This window comes from Aeromonas piscicola (genome assembly GCF_000820005.1).
GTDB classification, from domain to species: domain Bacteria; phylum Pseudomonadota; class Gammaproteobacteria; order Enterobacterales; family Aeromonadaceae; genus Aeromonas; species Aeromonas piscicola.
In genome coordinates this window covers 73586-95684 of the sequence record NZ_CDBL01000067.1, presented here as the reverse complement: position 1 = coordinate 95684, position 22099 = coordinate 73586, and the positions used below count along the sequence as shown (strand labels likewise).

The following is a 22099-nucleotide window of genomic DNA, read 5'->3' as shown; positions in this document are numbered from 1 at the left end:
CTGTGAATGACAATCATTTTTTCTCAAAAAAAGAAAATGAGCAATTAATAAAGCATGTCATTATGATCATTAAAAGAGCTCAAGAAATAACTAAAGATAACTTTGAACGCGGCCTAAATCACCACTCCGCACGTATCTTGGGTCATATTATATCCAACCCTAAAGACTGGGACGACACTTGTAAATATAGTATTAAGACCCAGGTGAGCGGAATACATGATGAGCTATCTAACATAGTAAAAAACGATGCAGTTGATAAATCCTCATTAGAGTTTCTTTTTAGCTATCTCATTGTTTTTGTACAGGAAAGGAATCTGTTAACTGGTGATTTTATATCTCCAGAACTGACTGACGCACTCGAATTTACAGAGTCTAATCTTGAACGTTTCGTCGGAATACCAAAAAGTAAAATAGAGTTTTCTTTCAAAGGATTATCAATAACATTGTTTAAAGAAATATTTAACAATGAAAACACCAGTGGATTAATAAACTTAAATAAAACATTGGAAAGCGCAAAAACACTCACCAAAAAATGGGATGACTCTTTAAAAGAAAGAGAAAACAATATAGCAAGACTTGAGCAATCCTTAAAAAAATTCGAGAATGCTTTTAATTTTGTTGGATTACATGAAGGTTTTCAGTCTCTGCACAAGAAAAAGAAAATTGAAAGGAATTGCTTGATTTTCATGATGCTCATATGCGCTGCATTAGCACTCTCTCCACTTGTTTACAAATTGAAGTCCTTATATTTTAAAGAGGATGAGAAAGTCAACTACATTTACAAGCACATACATAACTTTGGTCTGTCTACTGTCACAAGCAATGATACCGCCCAGGACACCCCTCCAACATTAACACATGAAATAATATCATTACTCCCTGTAGCATCTTTTATTGCAATTATGCTTTATCTCTTCAGGGTTCTGCTTTTTAATTACAAGTCAATTTGTGCTCAAATATTACAAGTTGAGTTAAGAATGACTCTCTGTAGATTTATCACAAGCTACTCTGATTATGCTAAAGATATAAAAAATAATAGTGGTGTGACATTAGATCGTTTTGAAAGTATTATTTTTTCAGGGATTGTTAACAATGATAGTGATCTACCAGCAACATATGATGGTGTAGAACAGTTGGCCTCACTCTTCAAATCCATGAAAACCTCTAGTTAAGTTATCTTATTCATCAGCCAGTGTATCCGCCGTGGATACACTGGCTTCCCCTCGCCTTACCGGCCATTGCCCAAAACAATGGCCCCATGCAACTGACCCCGACTGAACTCCAACGCCTGATCGACAACCTGATCCGAATCGGCACCGTCACCGCCGTGCGCTCAGGGGAATGTCGCGTTAAAACCGGCGACCTCATCACCAACTGGCGGCCCTACATCACCGAACGGGCCGGGAATAACCGCACCCGTCATCGCCTCTCCATCGGCGAACAGGTCATGTTGTTGTCAGTCAGTGGCGATCTGCGCAACGCCTACATTGTCGGCCCCATCCACTGCGCTGCCTTCCCAGAGCCACTAAGCGATGATGACAACCCGGACCTCGACCGCACTGAATACAGCGACGGCGCCATCATCGAATACAACCCACAAACCGGCGAGCTCAATGCCACCGGCATCATGGCGGCAAAAATCAAAGCCAGCGTCAGCGTGACGTTCGACGCCCCCAAGGTCATCTGCACCAACCTGCTGCAGGGCAAGCGCGTGATCAGTGAAACCGCCAAAGTCGGCGCCGTCGAAGTCGGTACCCACGGCCACACAGACGTGCAGCGAGGCAGCGACACATCAGGGGGGCCAGTATGAACTGGCTCGGCATGAATGCAGCCACCGGCCGCGCCATCAGCGCCACCGACCACATCATCCAGTCGGTGCGCGACATCCTCATCACCCCGGTGGGCTCGCGGGTCATGCGCCGCGACTACGGCAGCGAACTGTTCTACCTCATCGACCAGCCCCTGCACCAGGTCACCCGCCTGCGCCTGATGGCCGCCACCGTGCAAGCCCTCATCAACTGGGAACCGCGCATCACCATCACCCGGGTTGACGTGCTGACTGGCGCCACTGCCAGCGCCTTGACCATCGAGCTGACCTGGCAACGCAAAGATGGCGGCGCTCAGGAGTCTGCCAGCATCACCATCCCAACCGGAGCCGCCCAGTGAGCACCATCACCCTCTCCCAACTGCCACAGCCTGATGTGGTCGAGCTGCTGGATTTCGAGACCATCCTGGCCGAACGAAAAGCCTATTTCGTCAGCCTCCACCCGGCAGATCAACAAGCCAGCGTCGAGGCCACCCTGGCACTCGAATCAGAGCCCATCACCAAGCTGCTGCAAGAGAATGCCTATCGAGAGCTGATCTTGCGCCAACGCATCAACGATGCCGCTGTCGCCAACATGCTGGCGTGGGCCAAGGGGAGCGATCTCGATAACCTGGTGGCAAACTGGAATGTGCAGCGGCTAATCATCCAGCCGGGTGACCCCACCGCCACCCCGCCGGTACCCGAAATCAAGGAAGATGACGAAGCCCTGATCCTGCGCGCCCTGATGGCATGGGATGGCCTCAGCGTCGCCGGCCCGACCGGGGCCTATGAGTATTTCGCCCTCTCTGCTGATGGCAAGGTGGCAGACGCCAAAGGCTCCAGCCCATCGGGCGCCGTGGCCATTGTCACCATCCTCAGCACCGAAGGGGACGGCACCGCCGACGCCGCGCTGATTGCCAAGGTCGACAAAGCCCTGAGCCACGAAGACCGCCGCCCGGTGGCCGACCGACTCACCGTGCAGAGCGCGGGCATCATCCGTTACAGCATCACCGCCAAGCTGCATATCAGCAGCCAGGGGGCAGAGGGCGACGTGGTCCTGCAGGCCGCCCGCGACAAGCTAGCCGCCTTCATCAACCCGCGCCGGCGCATCGGCATCGAGGTGCCGCGCTCTGCCATTGATGCCGCCCTGCACGTGCAAGGGGTCAGCAAGGTCGACCTGATCGGCTGGGCAGACATCACCCCCAGCCCGACCCAGGCGGCCTACTGCACCGGCTTCACCGTGGAGCGGGCATCATGACAACCCTGCTGCCGCCCAGCACCAGCCGCACCGAGCGCAACCTGGCCACCGCTGGGGAGCAGGCCATGCAGTTGCCGCTCCCGTTTCGCTCACTCTGGTCACCCTGGACCTGCCCAACCCACCTGCTGCCCTATCTGGCCGCCAGTTGGAGCGTCGATCGATGGGATGACAAATGGCCAGAGGCCACCAAACGCCAGGTCATCGCCAACAGCTACTTTGTGCACAGCCACAAAGGCACCATCGGCGCCATCCGCCGGGTGGTCGAGCCGCTGGGCTACCTGATCCGGGTACTGGAATGGTGGCAAGAAACCCCGAATGCCGCCCCTGGCACCTTCAAGCTCGACATCGGCGTGCTCGACACCGGCATCACCGAAACCATGTACCAGGAGCTGGAACGGCTGATCGCCGACGCCAAGCCCATGACCCGCCACCTGACCGGCCTTGCCATCAGCATGGAGACACGTGGCCCGCTCTATCTGGGGGCCGCCTGCTATCTGGGCGACGAGCTCACCATCTACCCATACAGCCCAGACGTGATTGAAGTCAGCGGCCCGCAGTGGCACGGCGGCATCACCCACACCATCGACACCTTGACCATTCAACCGCAACAAACAGGAGGTGCCGCTTGAGCGCCATCTATTTCGCCATCCTCACGGCTGCCGGCCAGGCCAAGCTCGCCAACGCCATCGCGCTGGGCGTGCCGCTTAAAATCACCCATATGGCCGTCGGCGATGGCAACGGTCAACCCGTCACGCCTAACGCGGCCCAGACTGCGCTGGTCAGGGAGAGACGGCGCGCGCCCATCAATACCCTGTTTCAAGACCCAACCAACCAGTCGCAGTTGGTCGCCGAGCAGATCATCCCGGAAAACGTCGGCGACTGGTGGATCCGTGAAGCCGGCATCTTCTCCGAAGACGGCACCCTGATCGCCATTGCCAACACGCCGGACACCTACAAGCCGTTGCTCAGCAGCGGCGCAGGCCGAACTCAGGTCATCCGCATGGTGCTGATCGTCAGCGACACCAGCGCGGTGGAGCTCAAGATTGACCCGTCTGTGGTGCTGGCCACCCGCAAATACGTCGACGATCTGCTGACTGCGCACAAGCAGAGCCGAGACCACCCTGCAGGGAGTCAGACAGAAAAAGGGATGCTGAGGCTGGCCACACCTGCCGAAGCGCTGGCCGGTTGGCTGAACGATGTGGCGGTAGCCCCCCACGAACTGCATGCAGTTATCGACTCCTTGCTGGATAGTGTCGCCCCTGTTGGCATCCCTATTCCGTGGGTCGCAGCCACCCCACCGAATAATCGGTTTCTACTAGCCCAGGGACAGACCTTCGACAAGACTGCGTACCCTAAGCTGGCCCAGCTCTGGCCATCAGGACGGATCCCGTTCGATATGCGCGGTGAATTCCCTCGAGGGTGGGATAACGGCCGAGGTGTCGACATTGGCCGCACAATCCTGTCAGCCCAGGGGGACAGCCTGAAATCACACAACCACGGTTTCGGTTTATACGATTTCACTGCTCCACCGAATCCTGGCTACCCGCTGCCACAAGTCACGACCACGCATAGCGGCGCAACAAAATATATACAGATTGAGAATACCTACGCCGGTGGGGCAGAAACTCGCCCCCGCAACATCGCGTTTAACTACATAATCAGGGCCGCATGATGAATCACAACGAACAACGAGTGGTATGGGGGGATAACGGTTGGGCTGATAGCAGCGGCTGGGCGTGTGCTCACTGCACGGATACCATCACCGGTGAGTACACCGGCCAACACGATGTCTGGGTTTCTGCAGGCACCAGCCTTCCTGCCGGAGCCTATCTTGATCAGCCACCTGAAAAAGAACTCGGTAAGGCAATCGTGCGTAACGGGGATAACTGGATTTTCACGGTCGATAATCGTGGGAAAAAGGCCTATGAAAAGCAGACTGGCATTGCTTCCATTATCGTCAACCTCGGAGAGTTGCCTTCTGATCTGACCCTTCTTCCACCATCGTCACAGTTTGATGTGTGGGATGAGCATTCTGGCACTTGGGTCAGGGATGATAAGGCAGAACAGCAGGCTGCTCTCGCCATCGCTCAGCAAGAGCAGACCCTCCGCCTGACCAATGCTTCACAGCAAATAGCCATCCTGAAACCAGCCGTGGACGGCAACTATGCCAAACCGGAACACACGCAACTGCTGGCAGACTGGCAGCGCTGCCGCTACGAGCTGACGCTGGTGCCAGAAAAACCAGGCTGGCCTGAAAAGCCGCAATGGCCAACCGAACCGGATAAGGTCATCTAGCCAACCACCACCCCGCCCAGTGCGGGGTATTTCGTTACTGCCGCTCATCAACCCCTTGTCACCGCTGCTCCAGTGTATCCACGCCGGATACACTGGCCGCCGCTCGCTCGCCATCCCCTGCCCCTGCATCCTGACCATGCTCGCATTTCCTTGCAAAAGCTCCGTCCGGACAACAGGAGAACCTATGGCACTGGACCAATTTCACCACGGCGTGCGCGTCGTGGAAGTCAACGAGGGCACCCGCACCATCCGCACCGTCGCCACGGCGGTGATCGGAATGGTCTGCACCAGCGCCGATGCGGATGCCGCCTACTTCCCCCTCGACAAGCCCGTGCTGATCGCCAACCTGCCGGCGGCCATCGCCAAGGCTGGTACCCAGGGCAACCTCAAGCGCTCGCTGCAAACCATCTATGACACCGTCAACACCATCGTCATCGCCGTGCGCGTGGCAGATGGCGCCGACGCGGCCGCCATGACCAGCAACATCATCGGCACCATCAAGCCGGATGGCAGCTACACCGGCCTCAAGGCACTGGAACGGGCCGCCCCGATGACCCGCGTCAAGCCGCGCATCCTCTGCGTGCCGGACAACTGCACCTTGCCGGTGGCCACCGCGCTGGGTGGCGTGGCCAAAAAGCTGCGCGCCTTTGCCTACGTGCCGACTATCGCTGAGACCGTCGAGGCTGCGCTGGCCTACCGTGAAAACTTCTCCAGCCGCGAACTGATGCCGATCCACGGCGACTGGACCGCCTGGGATGTAGCAGCCAATGCCAGCGTAAAACTGGATGCCTGCCTCAAGGCCGCCGCCATGCGCGCCCTCATCGATAAAGAGATCGGCTGGCACAAGACCCTGTCGAACGTAGGCGTGACCGGGGTCGACGGCATGACCAAGGCCCTGTTCTGGGATCTGCAAGACCCCGACACCGAGGTCGGCCTGCTCAACGCCAACGAGATCACCGCCCTGATCCGGGCCGATGGCTTCCGCTACTGGGGCAACCGCACCTGTTCCGATGACCCGCAGTTCGCCTTCGAGAACTACACCCGCACCGCCCAGATCCTGGCCGACACCATGGCCGAGGCGCACATGTGGGCCAACGACAAGCCGCTCACCCCCACCCTGGTGAAAGACATCATCGAAGGCATCAAAGCCAAGGGCCGCGAACTGGTGGCGGGCGGTTATCTGCTCGGCTTTGACTGCTGGTTCAACGAAGAGCTCAACGACAAAGACACCCTCAAGGCCGGCAAGCTGCGCATCGATTACAACTACACCCCGGTGCCGCCGCTCGAAGACCTCGGCCTTATCCAGCGCATCACCGACCACTACCTCATCGACTTCGGCGCCCGCGTCGCGGCCGCCGCATAAGGAGCCACCATGGCACTGCCACGTAAACTCAAACGACTCAACCTTTTCCTCAACGGCGATAACTGGGTCGGTGAAGCGGAAGACATCACCCCGGCCAAGCTGTCCCGCAAGTTTGAAGCCTATCGCGGTGGCGGCATGGGGGGTGCCGTCAACATCGACATGGGCCTGGATGACAGCGCCCTCGATGTCTCGTTCACCTTCGGTGGCTACGGCGAACCCCTGCTGAGTTGCATGGGTGAGCCCAAAGCAGACGGCACCAGCCTGCGCTTTGCAGGTTCAGTCCAGCGTGATGACACCGGCGAAGTGGTCGCCGTCGAGATCGTCTGTCGTGGTCGCTTCAAAGAGCTCGACCGCGGCACCCTCAAGGCAGGCGACAACACCCAGGCCAAGGTCAGCATGGTCAACACCTACTACAAAGAGACCATCAACGGCCGGGTGATGCACGAGATTGACCTGATCAACATGGTCGAAATCGGCCCCGACGGCGTCGACCGCATGGCCGAGCACCGCAAAGCCATCGGCCTCTAACCCATTCACCCATCCAACGGGCGGCCCTTATCCCAACAGAAAGCGCCGCCCTCACCACATCCACAACAGGAACAAACACCATGGACCAGAAAGAAATCACCCTCGACACCCCGATCCAGCGCGGCGAAAGCACCCTCAACAGCCTGATCATCCGCAGCCCCAAAAAGGCGGGCCACCTGCGCGGCCTCAACACCATGGACATCGTCCAGATGAACGTGGATACCCTCATCAAACTGCTGCCCCGCATCACCGACCTGACCGAAAAAGAAGTGAACGACATGGACCCGGCTGACCTGCTCAAAGCCGGGGTGGTGGTGGTCGGTTTTTTGATGGGCTCGCAGCAGGAGGCCTACCTCACTGCATAGACGACCTGATGGCCGAGATAGCCATCATCGCCCACTGGCCGCCGTCCGAGATGGCGGCCATGGAAATCAGCGAGCTGATGGGCTGGCACCAACGCCTCGTTGAGATTCACAACCGCATCAACGGGGCAGAAGAACGATGAACCCTCTCAAACTTCAAATCCTGCTCGGGGCGGTCGACAAGCTCACCGCCCCCCTCAAAGCCGTCAGCGGCCAGAGCCGCCTGACCGCCAAAGACTTGGTCGACACCAAAAAACGCATCAAAGAGCTGGAAACCCAGAGCAGCCAGATTGAAGGTTACCGCACCCTGGGCCGCCAGATTGGCGCCACCCGTACCCAGCTAACCCAGGCCCAGCGCGACGCCCAACAGATGGCCCAGCAACTCGCCCAGGTAGAGCAGCCCACCAAAGCCATGACCCGTGCCATGGAGCAGGCCAAGCAGAAGGTGCGCGACCTCTCCCAGCAAGAGCGTGAAATGGTTGCCCGCCACGACAGCCTGAAACGCGCCATGAACGAAGCCGGCATCAATACCAGGCAGCTCGGCGAGCATCAGCGCCGCCTCAAGACTGATCTGGCCGCCGCCAACGGTCAGCTTGACCAACAGCGCGCCAAGCTGGGCCAACTGGCTGACCAGCAAAAGCGCCTCAACCAGGTCAAGGCAAGCTACCGCCAGACCCAAGAGCTGCGCGGCCAGATTGCCGGCCACGGCGCCACCGCTATCGCAGCCGGTACCGCCATCGGCATGCCGGTTTACAGCGCCATCAAGGAATACTCCAGCTTTGAAGACGCCATGAAGGGGGTGGCAAAACAGGTCGATGGCGCCAGGGATGACTCTGGCAAGCTGACCCAGATCTACTTCGACATGGCCAAAGAGATACAGGCCATAGCCGAAGAGATCCCCCAACTCAACGGCGCGATCGACATCGCAGCCCTGGTTGAAGGCGCCGCCCGCATGGGGGTGCAAGGCCAAGAAAACCTGCTCAAGTTCGCCAGAACCTCTGCCAAGGCAGCCACCGCCTTTGAACTGCCGGCCGGTCAGCTCGCCGAAGACATGGGCAAAATTGCCAACCTCTACAAAATCCCCATCGGCAATATCGAAGAGCTTGGCGACGCCATCAACTACCTCGACGACAACGCCCAATCCAAGGGCGCCGACATCATCGACGTGCTGCAACGCCTGGGCGGGGTTGCCGACAAGCTAGACTTCCGCAAAGCCGCCGCACTGGGTTCTACCTTCCTCAGCCTGGGGGCTGCGCCGGAGATTGCAGCCAGCGCCTCCAACGCCATGGTGCGCGAGCTATCCATCGCGACCATGCAAAGCAAGCGCTTCCAGGCCGGGATGAAAGCGATCGGCATGAAGTCAACCGCTGTAGAAAAGGACATGGCCACCGATGCCATGGGCACCATCACCAAGGTGCTGGAGAAGATTAAGAAGCTCAACGTCGAAGACCAGCTCAGGGTCACCACCCAGATATTCGGCAAGGAATACGGCAAAGACGCGGCCAAGCTCTCCAACAACCTGGATGAACTATATCGCCAGTTGAAACTGGTGAACGCCGAGAAGTCGAAGGGGTCGATGCAGCGAGAGTCAGACATCGACAAAGACTCGCTCTCATCGCAGTGGCTGATCCTGCAGGCCGGGATAAGAAACGTGAAAGCCGACCTTGGCGAGAAGCTGCGCGGCTCACTGATGGACATCATCAAGTACATCAAGCAGGTCGTGGTGGGTGTTCGTCACTGGGTTGAAGAAAACCCGGAGCTGGCCAACACCTTGGTGCGTGTCGCAGCAGTAACATCGGTCATCGCCATCGCCATGGGCGGGCTATCGCTGGCAGTCGCTACCCTGCTGGGGCCTCTGGCCATCATGAAACTCATCTTCGGGGTGCTGGGGGTCACCTTTGGCGGCCTGCTGGGTGCGATAGGGGCACTCCTTGCCCCATTGGCTGTCTTTTCCGCGCTGGGGATTGCCATCATCAAGTTTTGGCAGCCCATCAGCGCATTTTTCAGCGGTCTATGGCAGGGCATCATGGCCGGACTCGCTCCCGTCTTTGAAGCCTTCAAGCCGTTCGCCCCGCTGATTGATGGCATCGGTACCGGGGTTAAAGCGCTATCAGGCTGGTTTGGTGACCTGCTAGAACCAATCAAGTTTTCCAAGGAAACGCTGGAAGGGTTCGGCAGCGCCGGCCAGTTCGTCGGCAGAATCCTGGGCGAGGCCTTCAATCTGGCCCTCACCCCGCTCAAGGCCTTTCTGAAAGGGATCGAATGGCTGCTCGAATCGCTTGGCATTCTGGAAACCAAGAAGTTGCCGAGCTTCCAGATGACTGCGCCGACCGCATCCACACCGGGTTACCTGAATGGAAACTTCGGCTCGCCAGCACTCTCCAACGGGTACAGCTACGGACCTCGCATCGTGCAGACTTCCAAGCCAGTTCCAACCAGAGGGGCATCGTCAACCACAGAGATCAACGCCCCAATCCACATCGTTCAGCAGCCAGGGCAATCAGCCGTCGATGTGGCGCAAGAGGTACGCCGCGAATTGGACAAGCGCGAGCGGCAGGCCGCCGCCCGTGGCCGCGCCACGCTGGGCGATCGAAACTAAGGAGCAACCACCATGATGATGACCCTGGGCTGGTTCGTGTTTATGCGCTCGACCGTTGCCCCACAATCCCAGCAAGACGAATGGGCATGGCGCCACCCGGGCAATAACCGGGTCGGCGCTCGCCCGGCTTACCAATTCCTCGGCCCTGACGATGAAACCAGCACCCTGAGCGGGGTGCTCTACCCAGAGTTGACCGGCGGGCCGGTGTCACTCGACATGCTGCGCCAGATGGGCGACAGCGGTGAAGCCTTCCCCCTGATCCAGGGCGATGGCGTGATGCGTGGCTCGTTCGTCATAGAGGGCATCAGCACCACCCGCACCGAGTTTTTCAGCGATGGTGCAGCCCGCAAGATAGAGTTCAGCATCAAGCTCAAGCGGGTCGACGACAACGACAGCACGCTGGGCAACACTCTGTTGGGGCGCACCGCGGGCAACCTGTTCGGCCGCTTGGGGGTGGGCAAACTCATGGGTAGCATCGGCGGCAAGCTGGGGGGGATCCTCTGATGGGGGCGCTCGATCAGTTCGGCAGCCGCCTGGCCAAGAATCTCGGCATCACCAGCTCGCTCGATGCCCTGCGCCAAGGCCATCCGGTGCCGGCCTACCAGGTGCTGGTCGATGGCAAAGACATTTCGGCCGCCATCCGCCCACGCCTGATGTCGATGACCATCACCGACAACCGGGGTTTCACCGCCGACACCATCGAGATCACCCTCGATGACAGCGACGGTCAGCTCGACATGCCGCGCCGGGGGGCTACCCTGCGTGCCCTCATCGGCTGGCAAGGCAGCGCCCTGGTCGACAAGGGCACCTACAAGATTGACGAAGTGGAACACGGCGGCGCCCCGGATGTACTAACCATCCGGGGCAAATCGGCAGACCTGCGCGGCAGCATGAACAAGCTGCGCGAGCGCAGCTGGCACCAATCCACCGTAGGCAGCATCGTCGAGCAGGTGGCCGCCACCTACCAGCTCACCCCTTGCGTGGGTGACTCGCTCAAGGGCCAACTGATCGACCACATCGACCAGGCCAACGAAAGCGATCTGGCCTTCCTCACCCGCCTAGCCGGCCAGTGCGATGCCATCTCTACCGTCAAATCTGGCCGCCTGATGTTCATCAAGGCAGGCCAGGGCACCACCGCAAAGGGCCAGCCGCTGCCAGCCATCACCATCACCCGCCAAGATGGCGATCAGCACCGCTTCTTAGTGGCAGACCGCGACGCCTACACCGGCGTGACGGCCTACTGGCAAGACAACAAGGCCGCAGAGAAAAAGAAAGTCGAGGTGAAGCGCAAGAGAAAGACCAAGTCGAAACCAGAGCGGCCATTACCGCCGGGCGTCGTGGTCAACAAGAAAGAGAACGAGCTGCTGGTCGGCAGCAGCGAGAACGTCAAGGAGCTGCGCCACGTCTACGCCAACCAGGCCAATGCCATGCGGGCAGCCAGGGCAGAGTGGGAACGGATCCAACGCGGGGTGGCCGAGTTCGACATCACCCTGGCCAGGGGCCGGCCAGAACTCTACCCAGAACAACCCACCACCGTCAGGGGGTTCAAGCCCCAGATAGACGAGGCCGACTGGCTACTCACCCAGGTGGTGCACGACCTCACCAACCAGGGCTACACCAACCGCCTGCAGCTCGAGGTGAAACTCGACGAGCTACCGGAATAAATCTGTGTGGATCAAATGTGGACACTGGGAGAAAACAAAAAGGCCGCTATTGCTAGCGGCCTTTGTAAGTCTTTGATTTTAATGGTGCCGAGGCCTCCATCGAATTTCAACCACAAGCAGCTGATTTACAATGAATTATTGTAAATAATAAAGCATTGATACCCCCAAAAGTACCCCCACAGATGAGATACTTGTGGACACCGCAATGCCAAGCACAAACATGACGTAACCCTCAAAACAGATAAAACCACGTTCAAATTCGTGGTTTTTACCTCTCTTGGCGCACCCCATCCCCAACCACCTGATCAGAGCGACGGAAAGTGAAAGATTTTGAAGGATTCTGAAGGATTTCTTCGAGAGTGTTTTCGCTATCCCGCCCCAGATATGACGCTGCGTGAACCCAATCTGTCATGTGAACGATTTTCCACACATAAAGCGGGCAGGCGAGGCGGGGTCCCGATTGCGCGCCAGGGGGGCTGGCACTCTTAGCCGCTGGTTGCACCAACCAACGCAGGTGCTCTCGTGGCCACCGATGAGTATCAAAGCGAGGGGGAGGCCGGCGGTTGCATAGCGGGTCACTCGTGCGCTTATACGAGGGCAGCAAAAAGCCCGCATAGGGCGGGCTTGCTATGGGGTCAATAGATACTGGATTTGAAGGCTAAACCAGACTCATGCCTCTCGCAAATTCTTGCTGCGGGCCAACATTGCATCCGGTGACCAGTTATCACGTTTTGCCTGCAATGCAGATTTGGGTTCTTCCGTTTGCTCCATTCGTAAAGCCTGTTTTGCACGAGCACTTCTTTTGGCTGACGGGCTGCCTACCAAATCAAGACGGATCAGATTGCTCGGAGGAATACGCTTAATCTCTTCCATGACCACCGGGTCCAGTTCCGGGTCAGTATCTCTCCAGATTGGTTCAAGCAACTCAGCCACCAATGACTTCACCATATCGAGCGGGAGGATTTCTGCTGGCTCTATATCGCTCAAGCCGGGGGGAACGACTAAAGAGTTGGTGTCATCTTTCAAGAATGAACCGATGGCCGCCTTCTGTCTGCCTCTGGACACTAATCTGGCCAGCATTGGCAAAAGTGGAGTCAGGGCCCCGCGGGCTTCATCCAAGTCGCTGGTGATCAATTCATCCAGATAGGTTCCAGCAAGGCCGGAACGCTGCTTAAGGTGCTGGCGCCACAGTTCCTGCCCTGAACAGGAACGCACAAATTCACCTTCCTCCAACTCTTCGGCAACGACCTCCATGTCTGCCAACTCACTCTCAAGTGACGAGATATGGACAGACAGTTGGCGATACTCTTTTCCAGCTGTTTTTCCCTCGGCAATCGCTGCTCGCCGCAGTTCACGCCCTCGCTGGATCTCCTGTTTGATTTCATCGATACGTGTGGTGCTGATGGAGGTCAGCAATCGATGCTCGCCCTCATGCCACCCCATATATTCGCGGTGCGCTTGTTGGGCTGCCTGCACTAAATCTGTGATGTTATGCATTTCCGGTCTCCAAATCGGGTTGAATGATCAGCAATCTGTTTCGGTAAGGTGCTTCAGGTCCGCAGTTAGGCTATCCATGCTTTCGGCAGTGAAGTTCATCACCCCCGGCTGGCTCGTGGATAACCGCTCGAGTTGCTGCGAGAGGCGCAGCAGGAGCTTTTCATCGCGTGGCTGCAACGGTACCTTGGCCAATGTCTTGGCATTGGCGGCGTATTGGCGCAGTTCGCTTTGTGTCAGGCCATCCAGGTTATCCAGCAAGATCGCCTCCTGCTGGGGGGTCAGCGTGGGTACGGCGGCGTAGATGCGCCCACAGATAGCGCCAAAGTCATGCAGCTTGGTCATTGTGATTTCTCCATTGGGTGAAGGGTGCAACGGGGGACATGGCCATGGTCAAAGGCCACTGTTGGCATGAGCTGCTTCCAGCTTGGCCAGATCGATCCCGTGCTGTTTCAAGGCGGGCTCAACCTCGGCCCGAATGAAGCGATAACGGCCATTTCGGCCCAGACGGATCGGGCGTGGTAACTCGCCCCGTTCGACCATGCGGTCAATCGTGTCGTAGCGACAGCCGATCAACACGGTCAGGCGCTTACGCTCAATGAACACTTGATTGGTCATCATGCTCTCCTGCTGTTGGTTACTTTATGGAGGTTGCAACGGTTTACGTAGGGAGACGAGCCACCGCCATTGTGTAATGGCGTTACACAATGGCGGTTATGACTGTCTCCGCTATGAGAGATGATGCGGCGGTTTCAAGCGAAATGTGAGTAACGACCAGTGTATCCAGGGCGGACACACTGGTGGAGTTGGATATTTCAGCTGGATTGAAGGGAATTACCCCTTAATGGTTACTTGTAATCAGGTCGTTACGGATGAAGGTCAAGCCCAAGTGCTTGGCTAACTTTGTGGGTCTTTTGGGCTGCTTTTGCGACGGGATAGAGTGCTTGCTGGATCTCTGTAGCAAGAGGCTGTAACTCCGCCAAAGCTGCAATCGCGGCATCTGCTTCGACCTTGGGTTCTATTGCCTTGGGGTCGCGAAGGATCGCCGCAAATGCGGTGAGGATGGGGGACAAAATCTCTCTCATCCGACCCTCCATGGCGGTGACGGCCTGCTTGGCCCCGCGTTCGGCCCGTATTGCCATTGCCTCCGCCTGCTCGGCCTGCAGCAAAGAAGCGTCTATGCGTGCCTGAGCCTTGCTATTGGCTTCCTTTACTCTCTCATCAGCCTCAGCCAGCCGGTGCGCTATTGCGGCTTCCTGGGTGGCCAGTTCGGCCAGCCGACTCTCTGCGGCCTCAATCTCAGAGGTTCGCAGGATCACCGCCTCCAGTAAGTCCTGACGCTGATCGGCCATGTGTCGAGCACCATACAGCGCAGCAGCCTTCGTCGCGGCCAGTAGCTGCCCCTCTGTGTAGAGCGGAGCGCCCCGCCTCAACAACCCGGCTCGGTGCTCAACCTCTTGCATGGAGATGATCTGGTTGATTTTCCCCATGGTCGGCCCTTTCGGCTTCGTTGCACTAATGAGCGCAGCATGGGCAGACAAAGCACGCTGCTCCGCGTTCCACACCTCCCTCGGCAGTCGCCGCCGGCGCGGGCCTATCCTGGCAAGCCCAAAGTCCGCGGACACAATGTGGATCTCGTCCTGCCAAGCTCTCATGGCCTGATTGAACGCGAGACGTTGCAGACCCTTTCGCTCCCCTCGAGCAGCTGAGGCCCGCGCCGCCGCAACCCCAGGATGTACAGCACCGAATGATTCGCCTGGCTGAGGTACCAGGTAAAAGTGGATGTGCCGATGCGGCTCATCAACATGCTCGACTACCGATTTCAGCCTGTCGCCATGCTTTGTTTTCAGATACCCAATCATGACGTCACGATACCTTGGCCAGAGCTCATCGGGCAGGTTCTCCGGGACACTGACCACGCCAGCCCCTAAACACAGTCCGTCAATCCTCAGCTTACGCCCTCGCGGGTCAACGGCCTGCGCCGCCCATGCCGTGGCCTGCTGTACGGCCTCCGATGGCATAACCCCAAACCGTAGGATCGGCGGATTAGGCTCTTTCACATGTGGATGAGCACCGGGTTTACGCTCAGCCTCATCCGCTATCTGCTGGGCTGACAGTACCCGCCCCGTCTTTGTCTTCCCGCCTTGTCGTGCATATCCGTCAATGTGTGCAAACTGATATCCCGCCATACATGTTTTCCCCGCTTGATCTCAGTCCACGCTACTTCAAAAGAGAAATTTTGTGGGGGAAAATATACGCTAAGTGACCGACTTGGCTTATGCGCTTGAGTCCTTCGTCCTCTTCGGCATAAGCGTCGGCCCTGCGGGGCTAGGGCACAGCTCCCAAGCACCGGAATGTGTATATATTATCGCCATCGATTCCATGGCTTAAGGACTGATATGAGTGAGATTAAGATTCCTCGCGATGAGTGTGATGCCCTCAAAGCGGTTGACGCTGACTTGTTGGATAAGCTCATCGAGCAGTGCCTTTACGATGAACGACTGGATGCATTGAGAGATCTCCAACTCGAATACTGTGGACCGTATGTATCTTCACATTTCCGCCAGTATGCAAATGCCCTTGCCGAGTACCGCAATGCTAAAGCAGCAAAGAAGCGTGCGGATACAGAATCTCGTGCGCGTCGTGCCGGTAATTATTTGGCCAGTGCCGTTCAGCAGATGAAACACCAAGTGGAAATACAAGAATGCGAGCAACAGTTCTTCGATATTGACGACCTGATCAGGGAGCCCTATCGATTCAGTGAACGCATGACTGTTCAAGTCAATTACCGCTGGCGCAAGACACTTAAGGATGAATGGGTATCCGGCAGCATCACTTTTTCCCACCACGCAAATTTGCAACCTGACTACACAATGCCACGTCAAAACCGGAAACCTAGCGCCGCCAGGTTGGCGCAAGATCGACAGGATAAGTTGTTTAGCGAATGGGAACATCTCAAAAAGCTTGGGCTCCAGTCAGTAAAGCAATATTTCAAAGAGGGTGGTGATGGCTCTGCAATCCCGCAAGAATTCCAAGTGATAACTGACTCTTACTCTCGGGTATTGAATAACTACAGTACCGACTTCTGGCGTGTGCAATCTTGAATGGAGTTACTCCCCCAACAATCGACAACCCCAAACAGGCCAGCCAGAGAAAGGAGTTGACGAACAACCACACGTTTTGTTATTCGCGCACGCACACATGTGTGTGTGATGTAAAAACGATGGGAACAGTGGGAACATGGGAACATTGCCCGCTAACCCTTGCCACGACTGTGTTTCTCTGTTCCCACAATTGCAGGAAGGTGTGGGAACAAAGGGAACAGGGGTTGGGAACATTTCCGACTTGTTCCCACTGTTCCCAATCTGTTCCCACAAAACTCTGTGAGCGTGGGAACATTAGTATCACTTGCTGGATAAGGCTTTGAAGGTCATTTATCTATCTTGTTCCCACTGTTCCCATACTTTTATTAAATTCACACCTGCGGGCGCACATGCGCGAATAGCATGAGCAGCCACAAAAAGTAAAGGGCCGCACGATGGCGACCCCCTTGCTTTCTTCTGGCCGGCTACTCGTCTTCCGGCCCATCGGCCTCATCGGCTAGCACTCGCTCGGTCAGCATGTAGATCCAGACCGTTGCGCCGCCATCCCGCAGGCGGATCTTGCGCTGGGCTCGTTTGCCATCATTCGAGGGCAACAAATAGCCCGCCTCCAAACAAAGCTGGGCCACCCGCTTGGGATCCCGACCTCGGGTGATCTCATTCCAACCGGGAGGCAGCACAATAAAGCTCACGCCATCGGCTTCCTTCTTGCGATAGCCGACCATATTGGCCGGGCGGTGGTTGGGGTCGAACCAGTCGGCAAAGCGGCTGTGCTGATGCGCCACAACAAAACCGCGCACCTGATCCAGGGTGGCCTTGTCTTCCTTGTTGCCCAGGTGCCCCCGTTCATCCAGCCACGCCTTGAGGCATACCCGCACGGCGCGGGTCGCTTCACCCTGGGGCCAACCGGTGATCCCCAGTTCAGTGGCCAGCTCACCCGCTGCGGCCACTATGGCAAAGCGATTGATAGCCCGCCCAACCTGATTACCGGCCCCCGTTGGGGTCAGCTCGACCGCCAGACGCTTGATCTCCGCCTTCAGGCACTCCTTGTGTGCGTCCAGACCTGTTGCCAAGGTCTCGATGTAGGCACGAAATGCGGTGCCGTATTCGCGCTTACAAGCCTCGTTGAGGGCATCGGCAAAGGCGCGCCCATCCGGTTGGTTGTGCAGCACCTCAAACGCACCGTGCTTGCCGGTGCTGCTCGGGATCTGGATGGTACGTACCTCCATCCCGGCTTGGGTACGCTTACCCGCTTCGGCGGCGTGATCTTCTAGGGATAGTTCACCCGTGGAGAGGAACAACAACCGCCATGCCTTGCGCTCTTTCAGCTCACCATCCTGCTTGCTGCGGCCCTTGCCTTGGCCGTTTGCAAGCATGTAGGCCACCTGTCCGGCCTCACGCCCATCCAGTTCGCCCAGTTCGTCCAGACACAGCAAGGCATCGTTACGCCGACTCGCGATCCCCTCGATAGCGTTGCCAGTCGCCCGCCAGGTGTGGCAGTAGCGATCGGGCTGGCCATAGATGCTGGCGGCGGCCTTCATGATGGTGGACTTGCCATCGGTACTCTCGCCCTTGAGGTGGAAGCCACCCCCTTCCTGTCCCACCAGTGACAACAGGGGCGCGGCGAAGGCCAGCGACAGGGCGAAGCACAGGCGGGAGTTACCCACAGCCACCGCGGCGATCTGGCGCTGCCAGTCGGCCAGCTCCCCAGCGCAGGTAAAGTCGCTGCTCAGGTAGCCGGCTGATTGCAGGATCACCTGCTCGGCATCCGGCCCGATGCCCCCACCCGGCAGCACATAGGCTTTGCCATGCCAGCCGGTACGCTCGACACAGGTCACCCGCCGCTCGGGTTGGCTCATCATCAGATAGACCGCCAACTTGTCGAGCTTCTTGAGGTTCACAAAGGGCAAGCCGCCATTGAGCAAAGATGCCAGCGCCTCCTGCCCACCACGATGAACCAGCATGCTGACCGGCATCGCCCATTGCCGAGTACGGCCAGCCCGATCCTGCCATTCCAATAAGCGCCCTTGGCCATACCCCGCCTCGTCGGAAGTTTCAGCAACCACCCGAAGTTCAGGGGAAATCAGGGTTTCCTCCTGCCTGCCGTTCTGTCCCGAGCCCACCCATTCGTGCACGTAGAGCATACCTTCCCTGATTTCATAGCCCTCGGGCAGTTCCTCACCATCAATTGGTTGATCCTGCTCGCCTTGCACATCTGACACAGAATGCAATGGGATCACCTCGGCTCGCGGCCCTTCCTTCTGGCAGGCGTCTTGCTGCTGGGTCTGTTCAATCTGGCTCATGATGGCTCTCTTGGTCTCTTCAAGCCCATGGGCCTGGTGGTAGTCGTTCCAGTCGCCTGCAGTGGGCGGTAGTGCGACCACAGCCCCCACCGCAACGGCGGCTTGCTCGGCCTTGGTCTTGCCCGGGTTGCCCGTCGTGGTGGCATCGTTGTCGGCGGCAAGCCATAACCGGCATGGTTGCAAGGGGTCATCCATCCCCCTCACCACCTGAGCGATGGCCAGCAAGTTACCCGCATCCATGGCACAGTAGACAGTTGCCCCAGTCGCCAGATGCACTGATAGCCCGGTGGCATAGCCCTCGCAAACCGCCACCAGGGTACTGCCTGGGATCCGGTGGCAGGCAGCCTGCTTCTGACCACCGGCAAGGTAGTGCCTCACCCCGTCATGGCGGATCAGCTGTACGTTCACCAGTTCGCCGGTCTCGTTGTAGAGCGGCACCACCAAAGAGCCAGCGGGGAACGCCTCTTCCCCCACCCGGATCAGGGAGCTATTCAACAGCCCACCGGGCCAGCTCAAGCGCTTGTGTGACAGATAAGGGGATTGGCCAGGCTTGCAGTCGCGCAGGATATCTGCAGCGCGTCTGGCGGCTTTCTGGCGCTTAATCTGCTGCTGTTGTTGCTCTACATCAGCCTGCGCGCGCTGTTGCTGCTGCAATTGCTCTCGATCTGCTTCTGATATGGCAACATGGGAAATGCCAAGCACCCCCGCAACCAGTTCCGCAGCATCCTTCGGCAACTTACCCGTTACACGGCGGATCAGGTCCAGCCCGTCACCCGCGCCACACTGGCTACAAATCCAGGTACCGCGCCCGCCCTTGTCATCGAGCCGAAAGCGGTCTTTCCCACCACAAGCCGGACAAGGCCCATGCTGCTTACGTGGCGGTACCGTCACCCCCAGATTTGCCAGCAGTTCCGGCCAGTGGCCACAAGCCGCGGCGGTGACATCAGAAACAAACGTTGCCCCGTTCATGCCTCACCCCCAACCAAAACGGTCACCAGCTCGTTGAAAGCCCGCTCGTCTAAACCAGCCTTTAGCTGGCGGGCCTGTTTGGCAGTAACAGCCCCCGCCATACCGTCGGTGCTGGCAATAAAGTCATCGCGCTGCCGACGGCAGGCAAATGCGCTCAGGCTACCCGCTTGTGAACGCTTGCCAGTCTTGGGGTTGGCCGGGCCAACGAATGTGGGTTGTTGAACCGCTGGAGCCCATGCGTAATAGGTCATACACCCTCCCTGCGCTTGGCCAGTTCGACGGTCTCAAACTCGGCAAGGACCGGGGCGAGCAGCACACTGATCACACACGGCTCGATATGGGACTGATTGCCATTGAGAACCTTGAGCAGGACGGAGGCATAACGATTGATCCGTTCAGCAGGGTCCTCCAGCGGTGTCCCGGCACAGCACGCCTCCAATTCATCAAGCTGGGTCTGCAATGGATGCAGCAGATCGGAGAGCTCCAAATAGAGCATTCTTTCGGTATTGGACTCACAGATGCAGCTCAAAGCAGAAGCGAGCAGTGCAGACTGCTCAAACAGAGCCTCAGCCTGAATCACCTGGCGAGTTCGAATGGTGCGTTTCATGCTGCAACCCCCTTGCTCGGGGTGCGGGACAAAAACACTAGGGGTAGACCGGCCAGCGCAGACCGGGCTTGTGTTTCGCTGTTGGCAAAGGCGGAAATGGTGCGGATACGGCGTAGGTCTGCCAAGCGGCAGGTACGGGAATGCTGGATCAAGAAGGTGTAGATCATGGCCTGTACTCTCTCGTGGTTTAGTGAGTCGGCCATGCTGCAAATGAGGATGCGGCATGGCGTCAACTACCTCCACGAGAAGGCGGGCCTTATTCACCCTTGCGGGCTTATTGGGGCCTCTCAACCATACCGCAAAAGCGGATACACTCCCGCCGTGATCGGCGTGAATGTGAAGTTCATCTGTGCGACAGCCTGGGGTAGTAGCCCAAATGGCAGGCACAAAAAAACCGCTAATTGTCGGTTGCGGGTAACCGCTCGTGGAAGTAGTACTGTTAGGGTTAGTAGCCCCAACAGATAAGATCGTACCGTGTCGGATCGTGTCATGCAATATCATTTTCGCCGCCCTCACGTTCAATCCGGGTAGCCAGCATGGCTGTTAGCCTCATCTTGCGTTCAGCGAAAGGCATGTCTGCGTCCAGGAAGGTGGCATTACTGCGCTCAAGAAAGGCGACCAACGCCAGTTGATATGCGCTCAGGTGTTTCCGTACCTCGCCTTTCAGACCGTGTTGGGCCAGCCATGCTTTGCCATCCATCCCAAGAACCAGCCGATTGATCATGCCCAGCTCATTGCTGTAATGGTGACCAGCAGTCTCCTTACCCAGCCTGGTACGGTGTTGCTGCAGAGCGCGACACATTAGCCCGTGGTAGTCCTTGCTGGCTTCCCGTTCAGCTTGCCAATGGGCTTGTGCCGACACTTGCTGTTGCGGGGCAACCTCGGCTAGCCGCCGTTCGCAGTCAATAAAGTAGCGGCGCGCACGGCGGCCCTCGGTGTTTCGCTCGACCATGGCCAACTCCTTGGCCATGTCCAAAGTAAGGGCGTAACCCTTGACTCTCCGATCCCGCGCTTTGGCGCTATTTCTCTGATAAAGCCGTGCCTCATTTGTATCTGATAAATTTATCGCGCTCAAAATGACTTCATCGAATCTGGCGAAGTCTGCCCCTTCAATAAAATCATATTCGGCAATACGGGCTTTCATCCAATTGGAATATTCTTGCCCAGATTTCAAGAAGGCGTGCAGCTCACGAGCATTAATGGTCTGGACGCGCTCACTACCAACCATATTTTCATGCAGTGGCAACAATTCAGCCATGGCGATCATAATATCATGAGAATAGAGCGTATGAGTGGAGTTGTTTTTTGGCAAAGCTTCGCCCTGAGCTATATGCCCCTGTTGTTTGTTATTCATGGCAATAAAAACCTTACGCGGTTCCGCTGACTGGCTTAGTAATCAGAATACTGATATTATTGATCAGCGGTAATTGGTGAATGATTGGTTTGGGCTGCTCCTGCTACGGGCGGCCCTTTCTTTTGGCTAACACCCGGATATTAAGCAGCCTTACCCTGGGCATTCATCCAACTCCGAACCTCTTCGGCCCGCCAAGCGGTTACTCTTTCTGACAATTTTACTGGTTTTGGGAATGTACCTTTTGCTGACCAGCGCCAGACTGTAACCACAGCAATTCCTAATACCTTGGCAAGGGTGTCCACCCGGACAAACCCCTCTTTCGGCAATGCAAATTCTGATTTCAATGACATGGTTTGTTGCTCCTTTACGTGTCTTGTCGTTGCGGGAGTAATCAAACC

The 22099-nt window shown here is 57.3% G+C and carries 24 protein-coding genes; 15 read left to right on the top strand and 9 right to left on the bottom strand.

Annotation, left to right across the window (positions count from 1 at the left end; all coding sequences use genetic code 11):
- Positions 1–2: 2 nt before the first annotated feature.
- The 14 genes from BN1128_RS16825 (at position 3) to BN1128_RS16755 (ending at position 11873) form a co-directional block, all read left to right on the top strand.
- Entirely contained in the window at positions 3–1172 is a 1170-nt protein-coding gene (locus tag BN1128_RS16825; RefSeq protein WP_156140438.1) for a hypothetical protein, read from the top strand.
- A gap of 86 nt (positions 1173–1258) precedes the next feature.
- Positions 1259–1810 (top strand): phage baseplate assembly protein V, encoded by a 552-nt coding sequence (locus BN1128_RS16820; RefSeq protein ID WP_042870832.1) that lies wholly within the window; start codon positions 1259–1261, stop codon positions 1808–1810.
- Positions 1807–2166, top strand: coding sequence for a GPW/gp25 family protein (locus BN1128_RS16815; protein ID WP_042870830.1), 360 nt, complete (start codon positions 1807–1809; stop codon positions 2164–2166). Before BN1128_RS16820 ends, BN1128_RS16815 begins: the two co-directional genes overlap by 4 nt.
- Positions 2163–3062, top strand: a complete 900-nt coding sequence (locus tag BN1128_RS16810; protein WP_042870828.1) for a baseplate J/gp47 family protein — start codon at positions 2163–2165, stop codon at positions 3060–3062. Before BN1128_RS16815 ends, BN1128_RS16810 begins: the two co-directional genes overlap by 4 nt.
- Positions 3059–3691 (top strand): phage tail protein I, encoded by a 633-nt coding sequence (locus BN1128_RS16805; RefSeq protein ID WP_042870827.1) that lies wholly within the window; start codon positions 3059–3061, stop codon positions 3689–3691. Before BN1128_RS16810 ends, BN1128_RS16805 begins: the two co-directional genes overlap by 4 nt.
- Complete coding sequence (locus BN1128_RS16800; protein WP_042870825.1) at positions 3688–4734, top strand: phage tail protein; 1047 nt, start codon at positions 3688–3690, stop codon at positions 4732–4734. Before BN1128_RS16805 ends, BN1128_RS16800 begins: the two co-directional genes overlap by 4 nt.
- Entirely contained in the window at positions 4731–5357 is a 627-nt protein-coding gene (locus BN1128_RS24845; RefSeq protein ID WP_244464610.1) for a tail fiber assembly protein, read from the top strand. Before BN1128_RS16800 ends, BN1128_RS24845 begins: the two co-directional genes overlap by 4 nt.
- 184 nt (positions 5358–5541) lie before the next feature.
- A complete protein-coding gene (locus BN1128_RS16785; protein WP_042870823.1) occupies positions 5542–6720 on the top strand; it encodes a phage tail sheath protein in 1179 nt (392 codons plus the stop codon).
- A 9-nt stretch (positions 6721–6729) separates the two neighbouring features.
- Entirely contained in the window at positions 6730–7248 is a 519-nt protein-coding gene (locus tag BN1128_RS16780) for a phage major tail tube protein (RefSeq protein ID WP_039214152.1), read from the top strand.
- A gap of 80 nt (positions 7249–7328) precedes the next feature.
- Positions 7329–7613: a phage tail assembly protein gene (locus tag BN1128_RS16775; RefSeq protein ID WP_039214151.1), complete on the top strand. Its 285-nt coding sequence runs from the start codon at positions 7329–7331 to the stop codon at positions 7611–7613.
- Positions 7614–7621: 8 nt separating this feature from the next.
- Positions 7622–7753 (top strand): GpE family phage tail protein, encoded by a 132-nt coding sequence (locus BN1128_RS24840; RefSeq protein ID WP_042870821.1) that lies wholly within the window; start codon positions 7622–7624, stop codon positions 7751–7753.
- Positions 7750–10209, top strand: a complete 2460-nt coding sequence (locus BN1128_RS16765) for a phage tail tape measure protein (protein WP_042870818.1) — start codon at positions 7750–7752, stop codon at positions 10207–10209. The genes BN1128_RS24840 and BN1128_RS16765 overlap by 4 nt, the downstream gene beginning before the upstream one ends.
- Positions 10210–10221: 12 nt before the next feature.
- A complete protein-coding gene (locus BN1128_RS16760) occupies positions 10222–10713 on the top strand; it encodes a phage tail protein (protein ID WP_042870817.1) in 492 nt (163 codons plus the stop codon).
- Positions 10713–11873 (top strand): phage late control D family protein, encoded by a 1161-nt coding sequence (locus BN1128_RS16755; RefSeq protein WP_042870815.1) that lies wholly within the window; start codon positions 10713–10715, stop codon positions 11871–11873. The genes BN1128_RS16760 and BN1128_RS16755 overlap by 1 nt, the downstream gene beginning before the upstream one ends.
- A gap of 669 nt (positions 11874–12542) precedes the next feature.
- Here BN1128_RS16755 and BN1128_RS16750 read toward each other — a convergent pair.
- The 4 genes from BN1128_RS16750 to BN1128_RS16735 all read right to left on the bottom strand — a co-directional run bounded on the left by BN1128_RS16750 (position 12543) and on the right by BN1128_RS16735 (position 15229).
- A complete protein-coding gene (locus BN1128_RS16750) occupies positions 12543–13370 on the bottom strand; it encodes a hypothetical protein (protein WP_042870813.1) in 828 nt (275 codons plus the stop codon).
- Positions 13371–13397: 27 nt separating this feature from the next.
- Positions 13398–13712 (bottom strand): hypothetical protein, encoded by a 315-nt coding sequence (locus BN1128_RS16745; protein ID WP_042870811.1) that lies wholly within the window; start codon positions 13710–13712, stop codon positions 13398–13400.
- 48 nt (positions 13713–13760) lie between these two features.
- On the bottom strand, positions 13761–13988 hold the full coding sequence (locus tag BN1128_RS16740) for a helix-turn-helix transcriptional regulator (RefSeq protein WP_244464609.1): 228 nt from the start codon (positions 13986–13988) through the stop codon (positions 13761–13763).
- Positions 13989–14233: 245 nt separating this feature from the next.
- A complete protein-coding gene (locus BN1128_RS16735) occupies positions 14234–15229 on the bottom strand; it encodes a hypothetical protein (RefSeq protein ID WP_244464608.1) in 996 nt (331 codons plus the stop codon).
- Positions 15230–15766: 537 nt separating this feature from the next.
- Here BN1128_RS16735 and BN1128_RS16730 point away from each other — a divergent pair.
- Positions 15767–16471: a hypothetical protein gene (locus BN1128_RS16730; RefSeq protein ID WP_042467312.1), complete on the top strand. Its 705-nt coding sequence runs from the start codon at positions 15767–15769 to the stop codon at positions 16469–16471.
- A 464-nt stretch (positions 16472–16935) separates the two neighbouring features.
- Here the strand turns inward: BN1128_RS16730 and BN1128_RS16725 are convergent, their stop codons facing one another.
- The 5 genes from BN1128_RS16725 to BN1128_RS24830 form a co-directional block, all read right to left on the bottom strand.
- On the bottom strand, positions 16936–19740 hold the full coding sequence (locus BN1128_RS16725) for a DUF927 domain-containing protein (protein ID WP_042870806.1): 2805 nt from the start codon (positions 19738–19740) through the stop codon (positions 16936–16938).
- Positions 19737–19991 (bottom strand): hypothetical protein, encoded by a 255-nt coding sequence (locus tag BN1128_RS16720; RefSeq protein ID WP_042870804.1) that lies wholly within the window; start codon positions 19989–19991, stop codon positions 19737–19739. Before BN1128_RS16720 ends, BN1128_RS16725 begins: the two co-directional genes overlap by 4 nt.
- On the bottom strand, positions 19988–20347 hold the full coding sequence (locus tag BN1128_RS16715) for a hypothetical protein (protein ID WP_042870801.1): 360 nt from the start codon (positions 20345–20347) through the stop codon (positions 19988–19990). The genes BN1128_RS16720 and BN1128_RS16715 overlap by 4 nt, the downstream gene beginning before the upstream one ends.
- Before the next feature lie 487 nt (positions 20348–20834).
- Positions 20835–21701: an antA/AntB antirepressor family protein gene (locus BN1128_RS16710; protein ID WP_042870799.1), complete on the bottom strand. Its 867-nt coding sequence runs from the start codon at positions 21699–21701 to the stop codon at positions 20835–20837.
- 140 nt (positions 21702–21841) lie between these two features.
- Positions 21842–22051, bottom strand: coding sequence for a helix-turn-helix transcriptional regulator (locus BN1128_RS24830; protein WP_227534454.1), 210 nt, complete (start codon positions 22049–22051; stop codon positions 21842–21844).
- Positions 22052–22099: the final 48 nt, after the last annotated feature.